Source organism: uncultured Parasphingorhabdus sp. (assembly GCF_963677535.2).
Taxonomy (GTDB): domain Bacteria; phylum Pseudomonadota; class Alphaproteobacteria; order Sphingomonadales; family Sphingomonadaceae; genus Parasphingorhabdus.
The window spans coordinates 1,255,045-1,270,812 of record NZ_CAXXUT010000001.1 but is presented as its reverse complement, the minus strand read 5'-3'; the positions used below and the strand labels follow the sequence as shown (position 1 = coordinate 1,270,812).

The 15,768-nt window shown below is 57.9% G+C and carries 11 protein-coding genes; 9 read left to right on the top strand and 2 right to left on the bottom strand.

Annotated elements, in window-relative coordinates:
- Positions 1-54: 54 nt before the first annotated feature.
- Positions 55-2,268, bottom strand: a complete 2,214-nt coding sequence (locus tag ACHZCJ_RS06025) for an LPS assembly protein LptD (protein ID WP_321324746.1) — start codon at positions 2,266-2,268, stop codon at positions 55-57.
- A 269-nt stretch (positions 2,269-2,537) separates the two neighbouring features.
- On the opposite strand from ACHZCJ_RS06025, the gene ACHZCJ_RS06020 reads away from it, so the two are divergent.
- The 6 genes from ACHZCJ_RS06020 (at position 2,538) to ACHZCJ_RS05995 (ending at position 9,392) form a co-directional block, all read left to right on the top strand.
- Positions 2,538-3,995: a leucyl aminopeptidase gene (locus tag ACHZCJ_RS06020; RefSeq protein ID WP_321324744.1), complete on the top strand. Its 1,458-nt coding sequence runs from the start codon at positions 2,538-2,540 to the stop codon at positions 3,993-3,995.
- Positions 3,996-4,038: 43 nt separating this feature from the next.
- On the top strand, positions 4,039-4,476 hold the full coding sequence (locus tag ACHZCJ_RS06015) for a DNA polymerase III subunit chi (protein ID WP_321324742.1): 438 nt from the start codon (positions 4,039-4,041) through the stop codon (positions 4,474-4,476).
- 66 nt (positions 4,477-4,542) lie between these two features.
- Positions 4,543-5,049 carry a hypothetical protein gene (locus ACHZCJ_RS06010; RefSeq protein WP_321324740.1) on the top strand — a complete coding sequence of 169 codons (507 nt, stop codon included), beginning with the start codon at positions 4,543-4,545 and terminating at the stop codon, positions 5,047-5,049.
- A gap of 85 nt (positions 5,050-5,134) precedes the next feature.
- Positions 5,135-5,557 carry a nucleoside-diphosphate kinase gene (gene ndk, locus ACHZCJ_RS06005; RefSeq protein WP_100095272.1) on the top strand — a complete coding sequence of 141 codons (423 nt, stop codon included), beginning with the start codon at positions 5,135-5,137 and terminating at the stop codon, positions 5,555-5,557.
- A gap of 188 nt (positions 5,558-5,745) precedes the next feature.
- On the top strand, positions 5,746-8,370 hold the full coding sequence (locus ACHZCJ_RS06000) for a TonB-dependent receptor (protein ID WP_321324736.1): 2,625 nt from the start codon (positions 5,746-5,748) through the stop codon (positions 8,368-8,370).
- Positions 8,371-8,399: 29 nt separating this feature from the next.
- Positions 8,400-9,392 (top strand): 5'/3'-nucleotidase SurE, encoded by a 993-nt coding sequence (locus tag ACHZCJ_RS05995; RefSeq protein WP_321324733.1) that lies wholly within the window; start codon positions 8,400-8,402, stop codon positions 9,390-9,392.
- 10 nt (positions 9,393-9,402) lie between these two features.
- Here ACHZCJ_RS05995 and ACHZCJ_RS05990 read toward each other — a convergent pair whose 3' ends face one another.
- On the bottom strand, positions 9,403-9,894 hold the full coding sequence (locus ACHZCJ_RS05990; RefSeq protein ID WP_321324731.1) for a nuclear transport factor 2 family protein: 492 nt from the start codon (positions 9,892-9,894) through the stop codon (positions 9,403-9,405).
- An 83-nt stretch (positions 9,895-9,977) separates the two neighbouring features.
- On the opposite strand from ACHZCJ_RS05990, the gene ACHZCJ_RS05985 reads away from it, so the two are divergent.
- The 3 genes from ACHZCJ_RS05985 (at position 9,978) to ACHZCJ_RS05975 (ending at position 15,599) form a co-directional block, all read left to right on the top strand.
- The gene (locus ACHZCJ_RS05985) at positions 9,978-10,751 is read left to right on the top strand and encodes an SDR family oxidoreductase (protein ID WP_321324729.1); all 774 of its coding nucleotides are present in this window, start codon (positions 9,978-9,980) and stop codon (positions 10,749-10,751) included.
- Between the two features lie 552 nt (positions 10,752-11,303).
- Positions 11,304-14,783, top strand: a complete 3,480-nt coding sequence (gene putA, locus ACHZCJ_RS05980; RefSeq protein WP_321324727.1) for a bifunctional proline dehydrogenase/L-glutamate gamma-semialdehyde dehydrogenase PutA — start codon at positions 11,304-11,306, stop codon at positions 14,781-14,783.
- A 183-nt stretch (positions 14,784-14,966) separates the two neighbouring features.
- Positions 14,967-15,599, top strand: a complete 633-nt coding sequence (locus tag ACHZCJ_RS05975) for a LuxR C-terminal-related transcriptional regulator (protein WP_201295628.1) — start codon at positions 14,967-14,969, stop codon at positions 15,597-15,599.
- Positions 15,600-15,768: the final 169 nt, after the last annotated feature.

The window sequence follows — 15,768 nt, the reverse complement described above, 5'->3', positions numbered from 1 at the left end:
ATAGCAAATATCTGCTGAACCGAATATGAGTGGACCGACCCGCCGGAAAGACCTCTACACACCCAGATTGCGCAAGGCTAGCTGGAACAGGAAGGTACTGCCACTTCGCGCGTCTCCGGTATCTTCATAGTCATAGCGCCATGTCACGCCCATCGAAAGGCAGCCGTCGTCATAGGCGATGCCGAGCCGGTGCCGAACAGGATCAAAGCCATCGGCTACCGAGACCGGGTCTTCGCTGCGATCGGTCAGGTCGATGATCGCCGACCCGAAAACCGACCAGTAATTGTCAATCTGATAGCGTCCGCCGACGCGCACTTCCTCGCGGTCCCGCAAATCTTCCAGCTCAAGGCCGATATTCCGGTTCAGGCGCAGATAGCCGATCTGAGCATAAGTTTCTTTTGAACCGATGGTAGCATCGATCTCGTTTCGCCGGATCGCCAGATTATCCTTGTCGAGCCGGTAACGGTGGGTGAACTTGACGATATCCTTGAACCGCACGCTGGTGCGTCCGACAATATCGGAAAAACGGTCTGACAGGCCGGTACCTTCTGGCACGATATTATTGTTGTTTTCGAGCCGGTAGCTCTGACCGACGATCATATTTACCTGTAGATTGGGCCGATTGACTTCCCATTCCATTCCGTAAGTCGCGCGGACATTATCTTCGTAGCGATCATAGCCGGGGAAACGGTTGAGCGAGAAAAGATTGGTATCTTCCAGATCAACGGCGCGGGAATCCTCGTTGGGAACCGAGAGATTGGAAAGACCAGGTGTCGCTACAATCTGGAATCTTGGCGTGATCGTCTGGGTGCCGCCAAAAGCTTCCCCGATCAGTGGCCATTTTACATCGATCGCCGCCGTTGCAATGGCACGGGTCTGCCAACCACTCTGGCCCCGATAGATATCGGTGTCGTTGAGGGCATTGTCGTCACTATGATAGACATCTCCACGAACAAGACCGGTGAAGGTGATTTCCTGTCCCCAGTCGGTCAGTTTTCGCATGTCCCAGCGGGCAGAACCAAAGGCGCGCTGTGTGTCCTGACCCTCGGAGCGCCCGATTGCCAGGCTGTTGGCCTGCACTTCAAGCCGGCCGCCAAGAACGGGATCGTCGAAACGCTTGCGATAATCGATTACCGGCAGGGCCACTGGAACCCGATTTTGCGGGTCATTCACCCGCAACGTCTGGAAGGCCCAGCCAGCCAGAGAGAAATAGCTGCTGTCGCTGATCCGTTCGACATTGATCGTCGAGCGCAGGCTATCGTCATCGCTAATGTCATAGCGCCGCAGAAAGGTACGATCGGACACGATGCGGGCGGATTGCGAAATCGTCCATTCGTCATCCAGCCGGAACCGGCCGCTGGTCGCGAAATAGCCGCGGAAATCCTTTTCGGCGTTCGGCACCGCCTGGGTTGCACCGGTCGGAATACGGGAGCCATAGGTGGCATATCCGGTGAGTTGGAAAGCGCCCTTGTCATCCAGACTGCGAAAAGTGCCGCTGACCAGCGGGGCTACATCGGTAAAGACCTGGGCGGTAACCGTTGCATCCTGATTGGGCGCGATGCTGAAATAATAGGGCACGGTAATTCCCACGCCGTTGACCGTGTCGAACTTAATGTCCGGTACAAGAAGGCCGCTGCGGTTTTCATCGCTAACCGGATGGGAAAGACCGGGCAGGGGAATGACCGGCAGTCCGAAAATCTCGATCCGGGCGCCCTGATACCTGACCCGCTTCCTAACCGGGTCGTAGAGCACCTTGACGGCCTTGATCTGCCAGCTTGGATTTTTCGGACATCCTTCTTCGGTTGTCACGGCGCATGCGGTGTAGGCAGCGCTGTGCAGCGCAATCGAGCCGTCGGTGAACCGTTCGCTGCGCTGCGCCGCCAGACGGCTGCCGTCTTCCAGAACGAGCAGAAGATTGTCGATCGCACCATCCCGCAGGCTGTCGGTCAGCTCGATACGGTCGCCATAGGCGACGTCGCCATCGGGGCTGGTCGACTTTATACTTCCCTCAGCTACGACGGCGCCGGTCTTCCGGTTCCACAGAACCTGATCGGCACGCAGTTGATATCCGTCCCGGTTGAGCAGGACATTGCCCTTGGCCGTGACCAGATCATTCTCGAAATCATAGTCGATGCTGTCGGCGCTAAATGCGATTTCATTGGTTTGCTGGTCAGAGGCAACCGCTTCGTCATTTTGCGACTGCCCTATGGCAGCAGACGGAATTGCAGCAGCCAGACCCAGGGTGACAAGGGCGAATGAAGATTTCATCGACTGGCTCAACCTGCTTTTTAGCCCCATTTCGGACGGCATTGAATATTGCACTGTCCACCTTCCGAACGCCTATTGCACCAGTTTGCCTTGTCTGCAAATTTTCTTTGCCATAATCTGATGAACAGATGCTTGACCGGAAAACCCAGACGGTGCAGCAACGGCTCACGACAGGATAAATGTCGGTCCATTCGTCTTTGAGTCGGATCGACGAGTGAGCCAATCAGACGCTTCACTCCTTAAAACTTGAAAATAGGGACAGTTTTCCAATGAATTTCAACTTTGCCAACGAGCGCCCCGCGAATGCTGATGCGATTATCTTTGCTATCGCCGAGAATGGACTGAACGATTTCGAGCTCAGGCTTGAACAAGCAAATACCGTCAAGGCGGGGGCAGAAGCCGCCCGATTTTCCGGCAAGCTGGGCGAGGTTTTCGAGATTTTCGTTACCGAGGCGGGCACCGTCCAGCGGATCATCTTGACCGGACTGGGCAAGGGCAAGGCCAATAATGCCGAATCGGCCGGTGGTTCGGCCATTGCCAAAATCCTGACATCCGGCGCGAAACATGCGGTCATCGAACCGTCGGGTCTCGATCAGGAGCGGCTCGCCAAATTGCTCTTCGGCGCGAAATTGCGCAGCTGGCGGCATGACAAATACCGCACAACCATGCCGGAAAAGCAGAAGGTTACACTGCAGACAATCACTGTGCTCGACCGGGATCTGGAGACCGCCAAAACCTGGACGGACTTGTCCGCGGTTGCTGACGGTGTCGCGCTGACCCGCGAACTGGTCGCCGAACCGGCCAACGCTATCTACCCCGAAAGTTTCGTCGCTCGTTGCGAAGAACTGAAAGAACTGGGTGTCGAATTCACCGTGCTCGGCTGGGAAGAAATGGAAAAGCTCGGCATGGGCGCGCTGCTCGGGGTTTCGCAGGGGTCCGAACGTCCTCCACGGCTTTTGGCCATGCGTTGGGACGGTACCAATGGCGAACAGGAGAAACCGCTCGCGCTGGTGGGTAAGGGCGTTACCTTTGACACCGGCGGGATTTCGCTAAAACCGGGTGCCGGCATGGAAGAGATGAAATGGGACATGGGCGGCGCTGGCGCCGTGGCCGGAACCATGAAGGCCCTGGCGGGTCGCAAGGCCAAGGCGCATGTCGTCGGTGTTTGCGGACTGGTCGAGAATATGCCGGATGGCAAGGCGCAGCGTCCCGGTGATGTTGTCACCAGTATGAACGGCCAGACCATCGAAGTGATCAACACCGACGCCGAAGGGCGGCTGGTGCTGTGCGACGCAATGCACTGGACCCAGGAAATGTTCAAACCGGACGTGCTGATCGATCTGGCGACCCTGACCGGTGCGATGATAATCGCGCTCGGCAATGAACATGCCGGTTGTTTCAGCAATGATGATGATCTCGCAGAAGATCTGATCGATGCGGGCAAGGATGCCGGTGATCCGCTGTGGCGGCTTCCGGTTGGTCCGGCCTATGACAAGCTGATCAACTCGCCGATCGCCGACATGAAAAACGTCGGGCCGCGCGGTGCCGGCTCGATCACGGCGGCGCAATTCCTCAAGCGGTTCGTCAAGGATGGCGTGAAATGGGCGCATCTCGATATTGCCGGCATGGTCTGGGCGGACAAGCCGAGCCCGGTCTGGGACAAGGGCGCGACCGGTTACGGCGTGCGGCTGCTGAACCAGTATGTCGCCGACAATTTCGAAGACTGATGCGGTTTAGCCATGCGACAAGCCCAGGCTGGAAAGGCGCGCGGTGCAGGTTGATTTCTATCACCTGACCCGCGATCCGGCGGACAAGCTGGTACCGATGCTGGCGAGCAAGTCGCTGGACGTGGGCAAAAGGCTGCTGTTGCTGGCGCAGGACGAAAGCCGTCGTAGCGCGCTCAGCGATGCGCTTTGGAGCACCGACCCGGCCAGCTTTCTTGCGCACGACTTTGCCGGCTCCGGGAGGGAGGCCGAGCAACCGATTCTGATTTCCGATCAGTGCGCGGCAGCGAACGGCGCATCCTATATCATTCTGTCGGACGGCTTGTGGCGGGACGGTGCGCTGGATTTCGAGCGGGCCTTCTTCCTGTTTGTCCCCGATCAGATTGATCATGCCCGAACCGTCTGGCGGGAGCTGAAGGCTCGGGAAGAGGTCACCCCGCGCTACTGGAAACAGTACGGAGGGCGCTGGGTCGAAGGGCCGTGATTTGCCAATAGCATGGATCTTCGCTATTTTGCGGACCGGTCGCACCAGCAAACCGGAGCCTGTCCCATGTGTAGATTTCTGATTCTGTCCGTGACCCTTGTTCTTGCCGCCTGCGGCAGCAATGAGAACGAAAGAGCCGCCAGTTCCTTCGACGATGGCGATGGCAACAAGGGCAGCTATTCGATCCGTGGCGACGAGGAAAATAGCGAGACTGTGATCAGGTCTGGCGAGGATGAGGTGCGCATCGCCACGGGCGACAAGGCAGCCAACGACCTGCCTTTTGATATTAAACTTTATCCCGGTGCCGATATCCAGACCAGCATGTCCGGAATGGGTGAGGGCAAATCGGGTGCGATGCTTGTGTTCCGGACCGGGGACAGTGCGGATGAAGTGATAGAATTCTATCGCAAGCAGATGGAGGCCCGGGGAATCGCGGTGAAAACAGAGATCAAGTCCGGCGATATGCAGATGATTGGCGGCGAACGGGCGAAAGGCGAGGGCTTGCATGTTTCCGTCACAAAATCGCCGGACGGCGGCGTCACCGGTACGATTGTGGCGGGTGCGCAAAACTAGGCCGAATCGAAAACTTGCCATGGTGCAGTGCAGCGGCTAAGGGCGGCGCAACTTTTGACTATCCCTACATTTATGGAGCTTTATCATGGCCGTGACACGGACATTCTCGATCATCAAACCCGATGCGACCCGTCGCAACATCACCGGCGCTGTCACCAAGATGCTGGAAGAAGCCGGTCTGCGCGTCGTCGCGTCCAAGCGCATCCACATGACTCGCGAACAGGCCGAAGGCTTTTACGCGGTGCACAAGGACCGTCCCTTCTTCGGCGAGCTGGTCGATTTCATGATCAGCGGCCCGTGCGTCGTCCAGGTGCTCGAAGGCGAAAATGCGATGCAGGCGAACCGCGACATCATGGGCGCGACCAATCCTGCAGACGCCGCTCCGGGCACGATCCGCAAGGAACTGGCCGAAAGCCTCGAAGCCAACACCGTCCACGGTTCGGACAGCGAAGAAAATGCAGCGATTGAAATCGCCTATTTCTTCAACGAAGACGAAATCGTCGGCTAGGCCTCTCGTCTGGTTCTAGCGTTTCAAACGCCCGGTTGCAGAAATGCAGCCGGGCGTTTTTCATTGGCTTGGCCGAGCCCTGTCACAAAAGGTTTTTATAAGATTCTCAAAGCAGTCACCAAGCCGAAGGACAGGTGACGCGGACCACTCCTATCGGGGCGACCAACGCATCGAAACGGGGACTGAAAATGACAAGAAATTCTGCTGGCCTATCCTTCAAACACAAGTTGATCATCGGAACGGCGCTGCTATCGCCTGCGATGCTGGCGGGCCCGGCTTCTGCCCAGACCGGTACAGATGATATCGAAGAAGGGGATGTGATCGTCGTGACCGGCTCCATTCTCGAAGCCCAGCAGGCCGCGATTGCAGAGAAACGCGAAGCAAAAAATGTCGTCGACGTCGCTTCCGCCGATTCTGTTGGCCGTTTTCCCGATGAAAATATTGCAGCCGCACTGACCCGACTGCCCGGTGTCGCGGTGCAGCGCGACCAGGGGCAGGCGCGCTACATTCAGGTGCGCGGCGCACCCAACCGCTGGACCTCGGTCAGCATCAACGGCATCCCGCAGACCGGGACCGACGAAGGCAGCGCTGGCCGCGCCTATCGTTTCGACGCTGTCCCCGCCGTGCTCTTGTCGGAATTGCGCGTCAACAAGTCGCTGACCCCGAATATCACCGCCGAGGCGGTGACCGCCAATGTTGACCTGCTGACCTATTCCGCGCTCGGCAACGAAGGCTTTACCGCGAGCGGTGACGTCGGCTACGGCATGATGGATCTCGGAGATGGCGAGCAGCGTCAGGGCTCGCTTCGCCTTGGCTGGTCGGATGGTACTTGGGGTATCGTACTCGGCGGATCGCATTACAAGCGTGAGCAGGTCACGGATAACCGGGAATATGGCTATTCGACCGGCACCGACGGCACAATCGCGCCCACCGATATCGACGTGCGTAGCTATCTGCTCGACCGCGAAACCAACGGTCTGTACGGCAATATCGAGTTTCAGCCGGTGGACGGCCAAGTGTTCCATGTTCGCGGAATCTATACCGAGTTCAAGGACGACGAGCAGCGCAATGCCTATCAGTTCGAACTTGACGAAGCTTCGTCAGGAACCCGCACATCTACCGGCGGAGACCTGGTCAACGTACCGGTTGATGGTGCCTTCAATGACGCCAAATATCGCAACCGTAACCTGATCCTGTCCACCGGAGCGGATCTGGAATTTGACGATTGGGGCTTGAGTGCGCAATTGGGCTATACGCGGACCGAGAACAGCACCTATTTGCCGTTGACGCTTGCTACCACCGGCGGCGCCAATAACGTCTCCTTGACCTACGACCGCAGCGATCCCAATTTCCCGGTCATCACCGGCCTGTATGCGACCGACTTCGATGTCGACCCGATCACCGGCGATCTGATCAACCCTCGACGGGGCACCGCCATCGACCGGTTCGACCCAACCTCGTTCAACGGTTTCAACTTCATCCTGCCGATCGTCACCGAGACTGTATCGGATTCGATGACGGCCAAGGTCGACCTGTACAAACAATGGGATGATTTTACCGTTCGTTTCGGCGGCCTGTTCCAGCAGCGCGATATTTCCGGCAACATTTTCAATGACGCCGGTATCGTCCCGCTCGCCGTTATCGGCCAGAATGTGAATGATTATGCGGGTAGCGCGCCTTGGGACACCGGCTTTCCGCTCGGTGTTTCGTTCACCTATACCGATAACGAAGCGCTCGACGATGATCAGCAACGCCTGCTCGAACAGGGCGGGATTGATCTCAGCGATCTCAATCCGCCGCAGGATTTCTTCGATCAGAAGGAAACGATTTTTGCACCCTATCTGATGGGGGAATTCGAACTGGGTGATCTGCAGATCATCGCTGGCGCGCGGGCGGAATATTACAAGGTCCGCAATTCGGGCACGGCCTCGACCGGCGGTATCTTGACCCCGCTGACCTTCGAGGATGACTATTTCGATCTCTTCCCGAGCGTAAATCTGCGCTATAATGTCAGCGACGATATCGTGTTGCGCCTTGCCGGCCTCCGCGGGACGGCGCGTCCGGCCTATGCGGCGGTGCGGATTGGCTCGGCAATCAACGATGTAAGCGAAGTGATCGAATCCGGCAATCCGGCGCTGAAGCCGGAATATACCTGGGGCGTGGACGCCAGTTTCGAATGGTATCTGCCTGGCAACGGCATCTTTTCGGTTGCCGCTTTCCACCGCTGGGTTGACGATGTTCTCTATACCGGCACGCAGCGGGTCAACAGCGATGCCTTTGACAGTGACGGCATAGACCGCTCCAACTATCTGTTGAGCGCCAATTTCAATGGCCAGAGTGGGACTGTATCCGGGGTCGAGTTCAACGTCCAGCACCAGTTCGACTTCCTGCCGGGTGCGCTGGGCGGCTTCGGTGTGCAGGGCGGACTGACCCTGCTCGACGGCGAATTTGACGCGCTGGATGCAGGCGGCATGGTCGTCACATCAGACTTCCCGGGCCTCTCCGACACGATCGTGAATGCTTCGGTTTTCTATGAGAAATACGGCATATCGGCGCGGGTATCCTACCAATGGCGATCGGACTATATCGATACGGTGGGTGGTCTCGGCATCGGCGATGGCGAGTTCCGCGGCGCCTATGAAAATCTCGATGTGACCCTGCGGTACAAGATCAATGACAATTTTACCGTCTATGCCGATCTGGCCAACCTGACCGATGAAATCTATACCGCCTTTGACGGCACGTCGGATTTCCCGGTCGAGGTTGAGCAGATTGGCGCGCGCTACATGTTCGGGCTTCGCTTCGACTTCTAGTCACAACGATTTTGAGAGAGGATATTTCCATGCGTAGATTCACCATCGCCCTTGTCGCGGCTTCGTTGACCTGCATCGCTCCGGCCGCGCAGGCCCGCAACATCGTGATCACCAATGATGACGGGCTGACCAGCAATGTGGTGGCGCTCTACGACGCGCTGAAAAAGGACGGTCACGACGTGATCGTGTCTGTGCCGTGCAAGAACCAGAGCGGCATGGGAGCGGCAATATTGATCGCTCGTCCGCTCGCGCCGCTGGCCGATGCGTGCCTGAACGCAGCGGCCGAAGCGGGTGATGCAGGTGCCGGATCGATGACTCGCAAGGGCATGGATGCGGATTTCTACTATGTCGACGGTACACCGGTGATGGCGCTGGTTTACGGGCTGGATATCGTCGCCGCACAGCGCTGGGGCAAGGAGCCTGATCTGGTGCTGTCCGGTCCCAATGAAGGACAGAATGTCGGCGCGATCATCCTCAGTTCCGGTACGGTGAGCGCGGCACAATATGCCGCCGTGAGCGGCTTGCCGGCCATCGCGCTCAGCGCCGGGCCAGCAACGGAAGACGATGAACTGGACAATCCGCAGTCGGCCAAGGTCGGCGCGCTGACGGCGCAGCTGGTATCGGTGCTGGACAAGCGGGCTGACGGGGGAGCCATGCTGCCGGACGGCTTTGCGCTCAACGTGAATTTTCCGGACAATCTGGACAATCCGGTGTGGAAAGTTTCGCGGATCGGAACCTACAACGCCTACAAAATGGGCTTCGTACAGAGCATGGTCAAAGAGGCGTCCCCGACGATGGCAGCGATGGCCAAGGCACGCGGCATGGAATTGCCCGACTTGCCGGGCATCTCTTTCGGGTTCAACGATGCCAAACCTTCGCCGGACCAGATGTTGGACGAATCGGTTGTCTACAAGACTGCCATTGCGGTCAGCCCGATGCAGGCCGGCTATGAATATAGGTCGCACCCGAAAGCTGACTGGCTGGCGGGCTATCTGACAGGCCTGACCACACCGGCAAAATAGGACATTAGGATTACAATGCGTGATGCCCTTCGGTGATCGCAGCGGCGGTTGCCTCTTCCGAGCGTTCCCAGTCGTGGACCGCGCTCCGGCGGACAATGATCCAGGCACCATCGCGCTTTTCCAGTGTATCGCAATAGCGACCGGCGACGATCCAGTCGATGGCTTTGCTGCTGCCGTGGCATGCATGGAAGTCCGGATTGCCGGGCTCGATATAGTGATAGGCGACAAAATTGGCTTCGGTGGTGGCGCTTTTGCCGTCGTCGGACAGGGTGATATGGACATTCGAGATCGAATGATGGGTGCCGGGAATATTTTTCAGCGTCTCGCTGGCAAATCCGATAAACTCGTCCGGGGACCCCTCATAATCACCATGTTTGTGGACATGGTCATCAGCAAAGCAGGAGCGGACCAGCGCCCAGTCGCGACGATCGATTCCCTTGCAATAGCGGTGCAGGATATCCCGGATTTCTTCGCGTGCCGAAAGCTGTTCCAAATTGTACATTCCTGATATCTCCTAATTTTGCCAGTCGTTATAATTTGACTCTGGCCCTAGCTTTCCTTGCAATGTCGTTGAGGAGATAAAGCATGGGCAGACTGCAAGGCAAAGTGGCAATAATAACAGGTGCGGCCAAGGGACTGGGTGAAGCCGATGCACGAATATTCGCACGCGAGGGCGCAACCGTCATCCTGACCGACATGGACGAGGAAAACGGAAAGCGGGTTGCCGGTGAAATCGGGGACGCGGCGGAGTTCCAGTTGCAGGATGTTCGCGATGAACAGGGCTGGGAAGACCTTATCGCCGATGTCGTCTCGCGTCATGGCCGGCTTGACATACTGGTCAACAACGCCGGTGTGGTCGAACCAGGCACGATCGAGACGCAGACTGCGGAAGAATATAGTTTCGTGATGGCGGTCAGCGCGGACGGTGCCTTCTACGGCTGCAAATATGCGGTGCCGGCGATGAAAGCTTCCGGCGGCGGTGCGATCATCAACATGTGCTCTATCGCTTCGATCATCGGCGAACCGATTGTCGTCGCCTATTCGATGGCCAAGGGCGCGATCGAAAGTCTGACGCGCAGCGTCGCAGTCCACTGCGCAAACAACAAATACAACATCCGCTGCAACAGCGTCCATCCGGCCGGCATATTGACACCGATGGTCGAGGGGATCGGCCCCAAGGTCATGGGCCGTGACGATCTCCGCCCTTCCAGCGAAGGCCCGGCACCAAGCGCGCTCGGCGAACCGGATGATATTGCGAACACCGTGCTGTTCTTGGCCTCCGACGAAAGCAAGTTCATCAACGGTGCGGCCATCCGCGTCGATAATGCGAAGTCGGTGGTGGAGGGCGTGGTTCCCTGACCGTTTCGGGAGCGCTTTTATGTTAAGCGAAAAGCGCATTTTCTGAATCTGTGCCGTACCGGACAAGCGGCCTGCGTGCCTCAGGGCTGGACCCAGCGCGTTGTCACCATGCAATCTTGCGTTTTGCAGTAGGCAGACCTTTCCTACACATTTGCCAATCGTTTATCCTCTCCATCGGCTTTCCACGAAATGCGGGCTGGGCTCTTTGACAATCTGGATATGACGAAAACCCCTCCGCACACCCCCGGAATTGAAGGGGACCGATTGTCGCGCTAAATCGAAAGGTTACAGTCGATGTACTATCGCTGGAGCGAGAAGCCAGTAAATCTGGGGCTTCGGGACAAGGTTGGCAAAAAATAAAAGTAGATGTTTGTGTAAGGTTCGCTCCGGCCATTTCACAAAGGTTGCGTTTGCAACCGGAAGTGAGATATTCGGTGCCACCCGGCCGAACCGATCAACACGATCATGTGATCGTTCGCTGTCCGGCCTCACAATGACATTGTTCCCCCGATCGAAAACATGTCGCCACATTTATTAGGAAGCCGTTGCCCCATGAACACCCTGATGGACTACCGGGAAAAGATCCGTACGCATCACCGCAGCGATGAAGATGCGGTGCTGGATTATCTGATTTCCAACTATGCGCCAGACGAGCAGACCCGCAAGCGGATTCAGGAGCGGGCGATTCAGGTCGTACGCGATGTGCGGAGCGCTTCGGGGCCGACGCTGACGGAAAGTTTTCTGGGTGAATATGGGCTGTCGACCGACGAGGGTCTGGCGCTGATGACACTGGCAGAAGCTCTGTTGCGGGTACCGGACAACCAGACAATTGACGCGCTGATCGAGGACAAGATCGGGCCGTCCAACTGGCGCGAACATGTCGGCCAGTCGGAAAGCTCGCTGGTCAATGCATCGACCTATGCGCTGGAGATGACGCGTAGCGTGATCAACAAGCCGGAAAGCCGCGGGCCGCTCGACGCCCTGCGCGGCGCAATCAAACGCCTCGGCGAACCGGTGATCCGGGTGGCCGTGCGCCAGGCGATGAAGGAACTCGGCAACCAGTTCGTGCTCGGCGAGGACATGAAGCTGGCGCTGAAGCGGGCGGAGAAATGGAAAGCCAAGGGTGCGACTTACTCTTATGATATGCTGGGAGAGGCCGCGATCACGCAGGAAGGGGCGGATGAGTATTTCGCCGCCTATGCCGACGCGATTCAGGAAATTGCCAAGGTAGCCGTGTCCGATGACTTGCGGGAAAATCCGGGACTTTCGATCAAATTGTCAGCGCTTTATCCGCGCTACGAGATGAGCCAGCAGGCCAAGGCAGTTCCGGAGCTTGCCGATCGTGTCGGTGAACTGGCACGGGCCGCACGGGATGCCAATATCGGCCTGAACATTGATGCCGAGGAAGCCTATCGTCTGGGGCTCTCACTCGACATGATCGAAATGGTGCTCAGCGATCCCCGCCTGACCGGCTGGGACGGCTTCGGCGTTGTCGTTCAGGCTTTCGGCAAGCGCGCGAGCTTCGTGATCGACTGGCTCTATTCGCTGGCGACGCAGCTGGACCGCAAGATCATGGTTCGCCTGGTCAAGGGCGCCTATTGGGACAGCGAGATTAAGCGCGCACAGATGGACGGTGTCCCCGATTTTCCGGTGTTCACGACCAAGTCGGCGACCGATATCAGCTACATCTGCTGCGCCTCCCAGCTGCTGAAAATGACCGACCGAATCTACCCGCAATTTGCCACGCATAATGCGCACAGCGTCGCCGCCATTCTCGAAATGGCAGGGAACCAGCAGAATTTCGAATTCCAGAGGCTTCACGGTATGGGCGAGACCTTGCACGATGCGCTGCTGCGCAATGAAAAAGTGCGGTCGCGAATCTATGCGCCTGTCGGCAAGCATCGCGAACTGCTCGCCTATCTCGTGCGGCGGTTGCTGGAGAATGGCGCGAACTCGTCTTTCGTCAACCAGTTGGCCAACCATGCGGTGGCGGCCGAAATGATCGCCACCGATCCTTTCGCGACGCTGAAAGCCGATCAGCAGGCCAGCCGGTCGAAAATCATCAAGCCGGTCGACCTCTACCAGCCGGAACGGGTCAACTCGCGCGGCTGGGATCTGGCCAATCGCACCGATATGAACGAATATGTCGGCGAACGCGCTCCCTTTGCCGAGAAACTGTGGCGCTCCTCGCCGCTCACCGTACGCCCGGTAACCAGCGGCTCCACGCGCAAGATATTCAATCCGGCGCGTGTGGACAGTCAGGTCGGCGAAGTGATCGAGGCGGACGAGAGCCAGGCGCTACAGGCGATAGAAGACGCCCGGTCCTGGGATGCTCCGGTGTCCGAGCGGGCCGCGATCCTGCGCCGGGCCGCCGATCTCTATGAGCACCATCATGGCGAAATTTTCGCGTTGCTGGCGCGGGAGGCGGGCAAGACCCAGTTCGATACGATCGCGGAGCTGCGCGAGGCGGTCGATTTCCTGCGCTATTATGCCAAGGAGGCGGAAAAATATCCTGACGGCAAGCCCCGTGGCATAATAAGCTGCATCTCGCCCTGGAATTTCCCGCTGGCGATCTTTACCGGCCAGGTGGCGGCGGCCCTCGCTGCCGGCAATGCTGTGTTGGCTAAGCCGGCCGACCAGACACCCCTGATTGCGGCGCTGGCCACCAACTTGTTGCACGAAGCCGGCGTTCCCATGGAGTCGCTCCAGTTGCTGCCAGGCGCCGGTGCGACCGTGGGATCAACAATAAGCGGGGATGCCCGGATCCAGGGTGTCTGTTTTACCGGTTCGACCGCAACGGCGCAGACGATAAACCGGAATATCGCCGACAACGGGCAGGCGGACTCACTGCTGATCGCCGAGACGGGCGGCCTGAATTGCATGATCGTGGATTCGACCGCTTTGCCGGAACAATCGGTTCGCGATATCATAACATCGGCATTCCAGTCTGCCGGCCAGCGTTGTTCGGCCTTGCGTGTGCTCTATCTGCATGAAGATGTCGCCGAGCCGTTTCTGAACATGCTCTACGGTGCCATGGACGCGACCGAAATGGGTAATCCCTGGTGGCTGTCCACCGACATCGGGCCGGTCATTGATCAGGCGGCCCATGACAAGATCAGCAACCATATCGCGACCGCCAGGATGGAGGGCCGGTTGCTGAAGCAGCTGGATTGCCCGGATGACGGCTATTTTGTCGGACCGGCGGTCATCAGGGTCGATGGAATTAACGACCTAGAAGAGGAAATCTTCGGTCCGGTTCTGCATGTAGCGACATTCAAAAATAACGAACTCGACGATATCATCGGGGATATCAACAATCGCGGATACGGGTTGACGTTCGGCCTGCAGACCAGGATCGAGCGCCGCATCGACAAGCTGACCAGCGCGTTGAAAGTCGGGAATATCTATGTAAACCGTAACCAGGTCGGTGCGGTAGTCGGTTCGCAACCCTTCGGTGGAGAAGGCCTTTCCGGCACCGGCCCCAAGGCCGGTGGTCCGCATTATCTGCCGCGCTTTCACGCCGGTTCTAGGCCGGTCTCTCCATTGGAGAGCGGCAATGACGTGACCATCGAAAAGGTCCAGGCGGCACTAGATAATCTGCCGGAAGGCGATATGCGACCGCGCGGTTCCGAGGTCATGCCCGGACCCACCGGGGAATCAAACGAGCTGTTCACCTATGCGCGGGGACCGATATTATGCCTCGGCCCAACACCGGAAGACGCTGGCAGGCAGGCCGAGACGGCGCGTCAGCAGGGCTGTGTGGCCTTGATCTGTGTCCCGGGCGCGGCCGGAGAACAGGCGATTGACGGATTTGTCCCGCGCGAAGCACTGGCTCGGCTGACCGGGTTCGATGCCGTTGTTTGTTGGAGTGAAGGCGAGGACATCCGCGCCATTCGCAAGGCTCTTGCGAAACGCGACGGGCGGTTGATCCCGATCATTACGGAAGAGAATTTCGGCCAGCAGTGTCTGGTCGAACGGCATGTGTGTATCGATACAACCGCTGCGGGAGGCAATGTCTCGCTGCTAACCTGATTAAGTCGGACGGTCTGGATATGGGTGCAAACCGCTAGCAGCACGTTAGAGCTGTCGGATGGAATATCGGGCAGGGCGGAATTGGTCGCGTCCTGCGGTATAAGCGAGAGCTGCGCTCTGCGCTTGCCTTGGACCATATATGTAGAGTAGCCTGAAGCGATGGAGCGCCAAGAGAATTCCAGCATGAAAAAGCAGATCGAGATTTCCCGATCCGATCTGCCAACGGCCTCGGTCATGGGGCTGATCGAAAAAAGTCCGATTGCCTCGGTGGTCAGCAATCCGCGTTTGCCAGACAACCCGCTTGTGGCGGTCAACGATGCGTTCGTGGAACTGACCGGCTATGACCGGGATTTCATTATCGGTCGAAACTGCCGTTTTCTGTCGGGGGAAGAAACGAAACCATGGCTGACCGAGGAGATCCGGCGTGGTGTGCGGCAGCAAAAGTCCGTGCTGGTTGAAATACTCAATTACAAGAAAGACGGTACGCCGTTCCAGAATGCGGTGCTGGTCGCGCCGCTGTTTGATGAAGAAGGCGAACTGGAATATTTTCTGGGGTCGCAGGTGGAAATCGATGCCGATGTCCCTACCTTGGCAAAAGCACGCCGGATGCGAGCGGTCGAGATTGTCAAAGGCCTGTCAAAGCGGCAGCGGGAAGTGCTCCAGTTCATTGCCAAGGGCCTGCTCAACAAGCAGATCGCCCACGAGCTGAACCTGAGCGAGCGGACTGTGAAAATGCATCGGTCGATCCTGATGAAACGGCTCGATGTACCGAGTGCGGCGGACATGGTCCGGCTGGCTGTAGAAGCGGGAATGTAGGTGGATGGAGATACGGTCCAAGGGCCGTATCGATTTCAAAGCTGGCACAATCTATTCCTAACGATGCATCGCGGGCTGAAATCTTTATTTCCCTTCGGGTCGCAAATCATTTTTGGATAACAGTTCTCCCTCCTCCTAGTTATCCGAAGATATTCAGCCCGCGATGCAG